The organism is uncultured Citricoccus sp., from assembly GCF_937871995.1.
In the GTDB taxonomy this organism is placed as follows: Bacteria; Actinomycetota; Actinomycetes; order Actinomycetales; family Micrococcaceae; genus Citricoccus.
In genome coordinates, this window is record NZ_CALMQR010000085.1 from 1 (window position 1) to 4,987 (window position 4,987).

Genomic DNA, 4,987 nt, shown 5'->3' on the forward strand with positions numbered 1-4,987 from the left:
TCGAATCCTGCAACGGACTCGAGGGGCACCTGCTGACTCATATTCCTAGCCTTATCCATCCAGGCGGCACCGCAAAACCACTGATGATCCAGGACCGGGTGGCTCCCAGACTCACTCGGCTGCTCGCCCTCAGTCGTCCCTGTATGGGGATCCCCCTCCGGCATAGGAGTTCGGCGGCATGATGGGACGACGACCGGAATGGAGTGACCATGAATGATGCCGCCACGAGCCTGTCGGCTCTCATCACGTCCAAGCGGAGACTCTTCGCTCCCGAACAGATCGAGGCCACGGTCCACGCCACCGACGGAAACGCCACCCGCATCTTCCACGTGGTCGCCCGGACCCCGGCCGGCGAATACCGCGGCACCAACGACGACGAATCCGTCAGCTACAACCCCCACACCGGTGAACTGGTCCTCGAGCCGGCGGACGCCCCGCCGCTGCGGACGCACCGCGACGAGTTCCCGATGTCACACCCGGCGCTGGCCATGTTCAGCCCCCTGGACCTCCCCATCTGGGACGCCTCCACTAACTACGAGGTTGTGGATGCCTGGCGCAACGGGGACAGCGTCCGGCTGGAGTTCGCCGGCCAGGTTGGGTGTGGCCACGCGATCGTGGACCTGGAGAACCACGTCGCCGTGGAACTGCGGTACCGGGACTGGCTGTACACGGTGCGTGACCTGTCCACCACGCTCCACGGCGACCTCGGCAGGACGGCTTGGGACTGACCGCCGCGCACGGGAACCACGCGGTCGGTGCACGTAGGGGGGATATCCCCGGGCGGCTTGCCGAAGTTCTTTGCGGCGCAGGGATGGTTAGGAGAAATCGGAGTACCGTGCCGAGCCGTCGGTGTACTTGTAGCCGATGGGGAACTGCTCGATGATGACATGCCCTGGAAACTCGTCCTGAATCTCTTCGGCGAACTCACTGGCGTCGCTCGGGTCGTCGAACACCCCCAAGACGACGTTGTCAGGCATTTCGTCCTGCTGCACGATCCATACCCGGCGCCCGCGCCTCCGCCACCTCATGCCGCCAGCATAGGTTTCAGCGCGCGGGAGTCCGAGGCCGAGCCTCCGCACCGTAAGGGGATCCCTCGCCGGGACGGCGTTGGCGAACTGCATCTTGGCCCATCCTCGGGCCGGTGGGGGTTCTGCTAGCGGGACGTTTGGCATGTAGTAGACAGAAGGTTCGCGGACCAGATCCTGGAATTCAGGAGAAACAAGTTACTGTGACGTCCGACCCGATTCAGACATGCGTCTTGCTGGCCTTATGCTTCGGGAGCACGCGATCATCGGAGGTTGGCATGACGGAAAATCCGCGGCAGGAGCGACGCATCGAGGCCCTGGTCTTGTGCATAGTCGGCTTTGGGTTTGCCCTGTCAGTGGCTGCGGTGAACGCGCTATTTTTCCCCGGTGAGTCGTTCTGGGACAACCTGCAGCCCGGCGTGGGTTTCGCCCTCGGACTAGTGCTTGCCTATCCGATCCTTAAGTGGAGGGCTCGCCGGAAGCGTTAGCACCTCATGCCCTGTGCGCTGCGGTTCATGGGACCGGTCGGTATGTGCAGTCGAAATCCGACATCTGCGCCGTCGACCACGACTCTCCTGCGGGTCGAGTCAAGACCGGCGACTCGCTGAAGGATCCCGCTACGGGATGGCTTTGAGGTCGGAGAAGCTTGCCGTCTTGATGAGAGCGCGGTGACCAGGGGTTGAGGCCCCCGGGCCAGTACCCAATATTGGGAGGACCCAGTATGGCCTCCTTCAGGAAGAGCGTTGATGAGACGACTAAGTGACACGACGATTCGCCAAAGAGGGCGCCTGATGTTCTGGCTCTACATGCTTCCCATTGGAACGTGTTTCATTTTCGGACTGGCCATACACCACTGGGGGATCGTCATTGCGGCGCTGATCGCCGCTGTCTTTTGGGTCGGCTTCTTGTTGCACAACGAGAAGAAGACACGGGATGACCCGCCGCACGCGAACTACTGAGCCTCCAGGTTTCCCTGTTCCAGAACGCTATATCGACTACCAGCAGCGCGAGCGTCCAAAACCCAATCACAGCCTTGGTGAAACGATCACTGGAATCCGCCCAAAGGTATCTGACCGTCTGCGTACCGTGGCATCCGTTTGGGGATCGCCTCGTGGGACGGTCCAACTGTGTGCATCGGGAAGGACTGGCGGTGGGAGCACTGGGTGTTCATCCGCTCCGCTCGTCCGGGTCCAGCCGGGCCCGGTGTTGACCTTCGAAGAAGGCTGGCGGGGAGAACCACTCGCTAGGGCGGGGAACGTTCCCACTTCCGTGAGGCTCGGGCTGGCCTGGTGTCGATCCGGAAAGCTCGGCGACTGGAGAAGGCTGCGGGGGCGCCCCGGCGCGGCCGATCATCCAGCCGGCCAGGAACGAGGCGATCTCCACCGGCGTTCCGTCCGGAACATACCAAAGACCGGGACCTTCTTGGACGGATCCCGGCTCTCGTCCGCGCTGGATGCGGTCCTCGGTGGAGTATTGACCGTTGAAGATCAGGATGGCGGTGATGTGCCGGTACTCGAGATAGACCAGCCAGTAGTCGCGTTCTTGGATGTCAGCGTCGGCCTCGACCACCGAGTGGTCCGTCAGCAGCTCGACCACGCGTTCGATGACGAGCATTACCGGGCTCGCTCCATAGTGGGGCCGAGGTTCTTGACCAGGAGGTGATCGCGTTCGGTCTCATGCCGGACGGCTCCCTCGGCGGTGATCCAGTCGTACTCGCTGACGTCGACGACCCCAGTGGGGCGGTAGCCCAGGCGGCGGTACAGGCGCTCGGCGTCCGGGTTGTCATCGGCGACGCCGACCGCCATCTGGCGCCGGCCGGTCTGTGATGCGAGGGCCTCGGCGGCGGTGATCAGGGCGCTGCCCACTCCTTGTCCGCGGTACGCGTCGCGGACTTGCAGGTGGTTCAGTTCCACCGCCTCGGGGTACGCGGCCCGGGCGTTGGATCCGATGCACCCACCCCACTGCAGTACTCCGGAGCCCAGTGGCTCCTGATCCTGCCACGCGACCAGAAAGGTGGTCTGGCCGGCCCGCTGGCGGCCGTGGTGTGCCTCGTGGACTCCGCCGGGCGTCCTCCAGCGCGCGCACAACACGCTCAGGTCCGCGTCGGTGCAGGGGCGAATATCCATTCCCCCATTCAACAAGACGCGCCCGAAAAGGGATCCTCCTGCGGGCACAAGGTGGATGGTGCTTTTGCGCTCCTTTAATGGGCTAGAACTAGGGCGTGCCTCCCTATGTCGAAGCTACCGACCAGGTCTCCAATGGCTGGGGCAGACCTCGATGACGATTGGCGCCGAAACTCCGGCGAGAACTCGCTGAACCAGGGGCACACTTAGCTGAATGGAAGAACCACAAATGGGACCCCCTACCCCTGCTCAATCTCGACTCCTCGCGGAGCTCGTGAGAGTTGCGGAGGGCTACGCCGCAGTACTTCGCCAGCAGTTCACTGACTGCAAAACCCGTCCCAAAGAATACTGCGAGGAATGCTTTGAGTTATCAGTGGCGGCCCAGACGCCGCCGTTGCCGCCAGAAGCGGAAAATCCCTTAGTTTTTGACGCTTCGACTTCCGACCCTTCTCAAACCGCACTGTTGGTGATGCTGTGGCATGAGGGAAGGCGTGTCGATGACTTGGAAATTTCATATCTTGAAGAACACCCACCGATTGCTTCCCTAAGCATCAACTCCTTGCTTCACGAGGATGCCGACTGAACTCCTCAGTTGGCGCCGTGCCTACCGTTGCCCAGCATCGCGACGAACTCGGCGCCATCCCTGAGGGCGTGTCCCCCACAGGGATCCCGCTAACGGACATCCCTGCGCCCATGGACGGTGCCGCCATCAAGCGATCACAGAAGACCGCCGTTTAGCGATCAATTTTCATTTCACGCGTCCAGGCAAAGCTGTTACGAGTCAGCATGAGGCGGTCGGCACCCACGTGAAGTCGGTCCCGGAGAACTCGGTGTACTCCCAGTTGTCAGCTGTCCTGTACCGCAGCTTGAGCCGGTCCAGGCTCGCCGGCCTCGCCAACCCGTCCCCCTCGACCTGGACGATCAGGTTGACCTCCTCGCCGGCGCCAACCGTGTACCGCAGCGGTTCGGGGGACAGCTGCGGCCACGGCATCTCTGGGTCGGCCAGGTCGCGGTTGCCGGCCATGAACCCGTCGGCGTCCGGGTTCACCGGGGCCACCCCGGAGGCCACGAGCTCGACGCCTGCCGGGTTGACCAGCTCGATGCCGGTCAGGGTGATGGACTCACCGGTGGGGTTCCGGACTCGCTCCCCGAGGAAGTACGGCTCTTGGAGAACGGAGTCCGGCACGCAGTAGTGGACTCCGGTGCGCCAGATCGCGGCGTCCACCCCAAAGCCCAACGGTCCGATGGTGCCCTCGGCCACGGCGCATCCGGTCATCGCGCCGCTGAGCATGGCTGTGACCGCGGTGGCGGCCCAGCGAGTCTTAGTCACCATGGTCCACCCACGGGACTGCGTCCAGGTCGGTCAGTCGCCAGCTGTGGGTGTCCGCGGGGTGGAGTATCCCCTCGCGCGCGTGCTCGTCACCCTGCTGCTCGATTTCTACCCTGGTGACTAGTGTGACCTGCGCATTCTCGGACATCGTCATGGTGCCAACCTATAGATGACTACGGGCGCTGTCTTGTGTCAGCAACCACAAACTCCGGCAGGTCGGTGGAATGCGGAATGGTGAGACGCTTCCACGGTCAAATGAGAACTCGCGCTATAAAGGGGTCGCCCTGGCTCATCCTCGGCCGTTGGTCGACCCGGTATACCGATCCGCGTTCAACGTTCCACAGGCACGTCGTTGGATTCCTGCAGGACCAAAGGCGCACGGGCGCCACCCCTAGACGGAGAGGCCGCACCGTGCGTATGCGCTCCAATGGTCGATCCTCTTATGGACGCCAAGGGGACTGCTGCACCGATAGGTGACAGGGTGGGTCAGGCTGCCTAAGCGGCAGCTG

General features: G+C 63.2%; 8 protein-coding genes. 3 read left to right on the forward strand and 5 right to left on the reverse strand.

Annotated elements, in window-relative coordinates:
* Positions 1-209: 209 nt before the first annotated feature.
* Positions 210-728 carry a hypothetical protein gene (locus tag Q0283_RS10400; protein WP_183526094.1) on the forward strand — a complete coding sequence of 173 codons (519 nt, stop codon included), beginning with the start codon at positions 210-212 and terminating at the stop codon, positions 726-728.
* 87 nt (positions 729-815) lie between these two features.
* On the opposite strand, the gene Q0283_RS10405 is transcribed toward Q0283_RS10400, so the two are convergent.
* Positions 816-1,121 (reverse strand): hypothetical protein, encoded by a 306-nt coding sequence (locus Q0283_RS10405; RefSeq protein WP_255459435.1) that lies wholly within the window; start codon positions 1,119-1,121, stop codon positions 816-818.
* 695 nt (positions 1,122-1,816) lie between these two features.
* Between Q0283_RS10405 and Q0283_RS10410 the strand changes: the two genes are divergently transcribed.
* A complete protein-coding gene (locus Q0283_RS10410) occupies positions 1,817-1,984 on the forward strand; it encodes a hypothetical protein (protein ID WP_183526091.1) in 168 nt (55 codons plus the stop codon).
* A 208-nt stretch (positions 1,985-2,192) separates the two neighbouring features.
* Here Q0283_RS10410 and Q0283_RS10415 read toward each other — a convergent pair whose 3' ends face one another.
* Both Q0283_RS10415 and Q0283_RS10420 read right to left on the reverse strand, forming a co-directional pair.
* The gene (locus Q0283_RS10415) at positions 2,193-2,621 is read right to left on the reverse strand and encodes a hypothetical protein (RefSeq protein WP_298044509.1); all 429 of its coding nucleotides are present in this window, start codon (positions 2,619-2,621) and stop codon (positions 2,193-2,195) included.
* A 17-nt stretch (positions 2,622-2,638) separates the two neighbouring features.
* The gene (locus Q0283_RS10420) at positions 2,639-3,151 is read right to left on the reverse strand and encodes a GNAT family N-acetyltransferase (RefSeq protein WP_183526085.1); all 513 of its coding nucleotides are present in this window, start codon (positions 3,149-3,151) and stop codon (positions 2,639-2,641) included.
* 271 nt (positions 3,152-3,422) lie between these two features.
* On the opposite strand from Q0283_RS10420, the gene Q0283_RS10425 reads away from it, so the two are divergent.
* Positions 3,423-3,731 (forward strand): hypothetical protein, encoded by a 309-nt coding sequence (locus Q0283_RS10425; RefSeq protein ID WP_183526082.1) that lies wholly within the window; start codon positions 3,423-3,425, stop codon positions 3,729-3,731.
* Between the two features lie 198 nt (positions 3,732-3,929).
* Here Q0283_RS10425 and Q0283_RS10430 read toward each other — a convergent pair whose 3' ends face one another.
* Both Q0283_RS10430 and Q0283_RS10435 read right to left on the reverse strand, forming a co-directional pair.
* Positions 3,930-4,481, reverse strand: a complete 552-nt coding sequence (locus Q0283_RS10430; RefSeq protein ID WP_183526079.1) for a hypothetical protein — start codon at positions 4,479-4,481, stop codon at positions 3,930-3,932.
* Positions 4,471-4,632: a hypothetical protein gene (locus Q0283_RS10435; RefSeq protein WP_298044511.1), complete on the reverse strand. Its 162-nt coding sequence runs from the start codon at positions 4,630-4,632 to the stop codon at positions 4,471-4,473. Before Q0283_RS10435 ends, Q0283_RS10430 begins: the two co-directional genes overlap by 11 nt.
* Positions 4,633-4,987 lie beyond the last annotated feature (355 nt).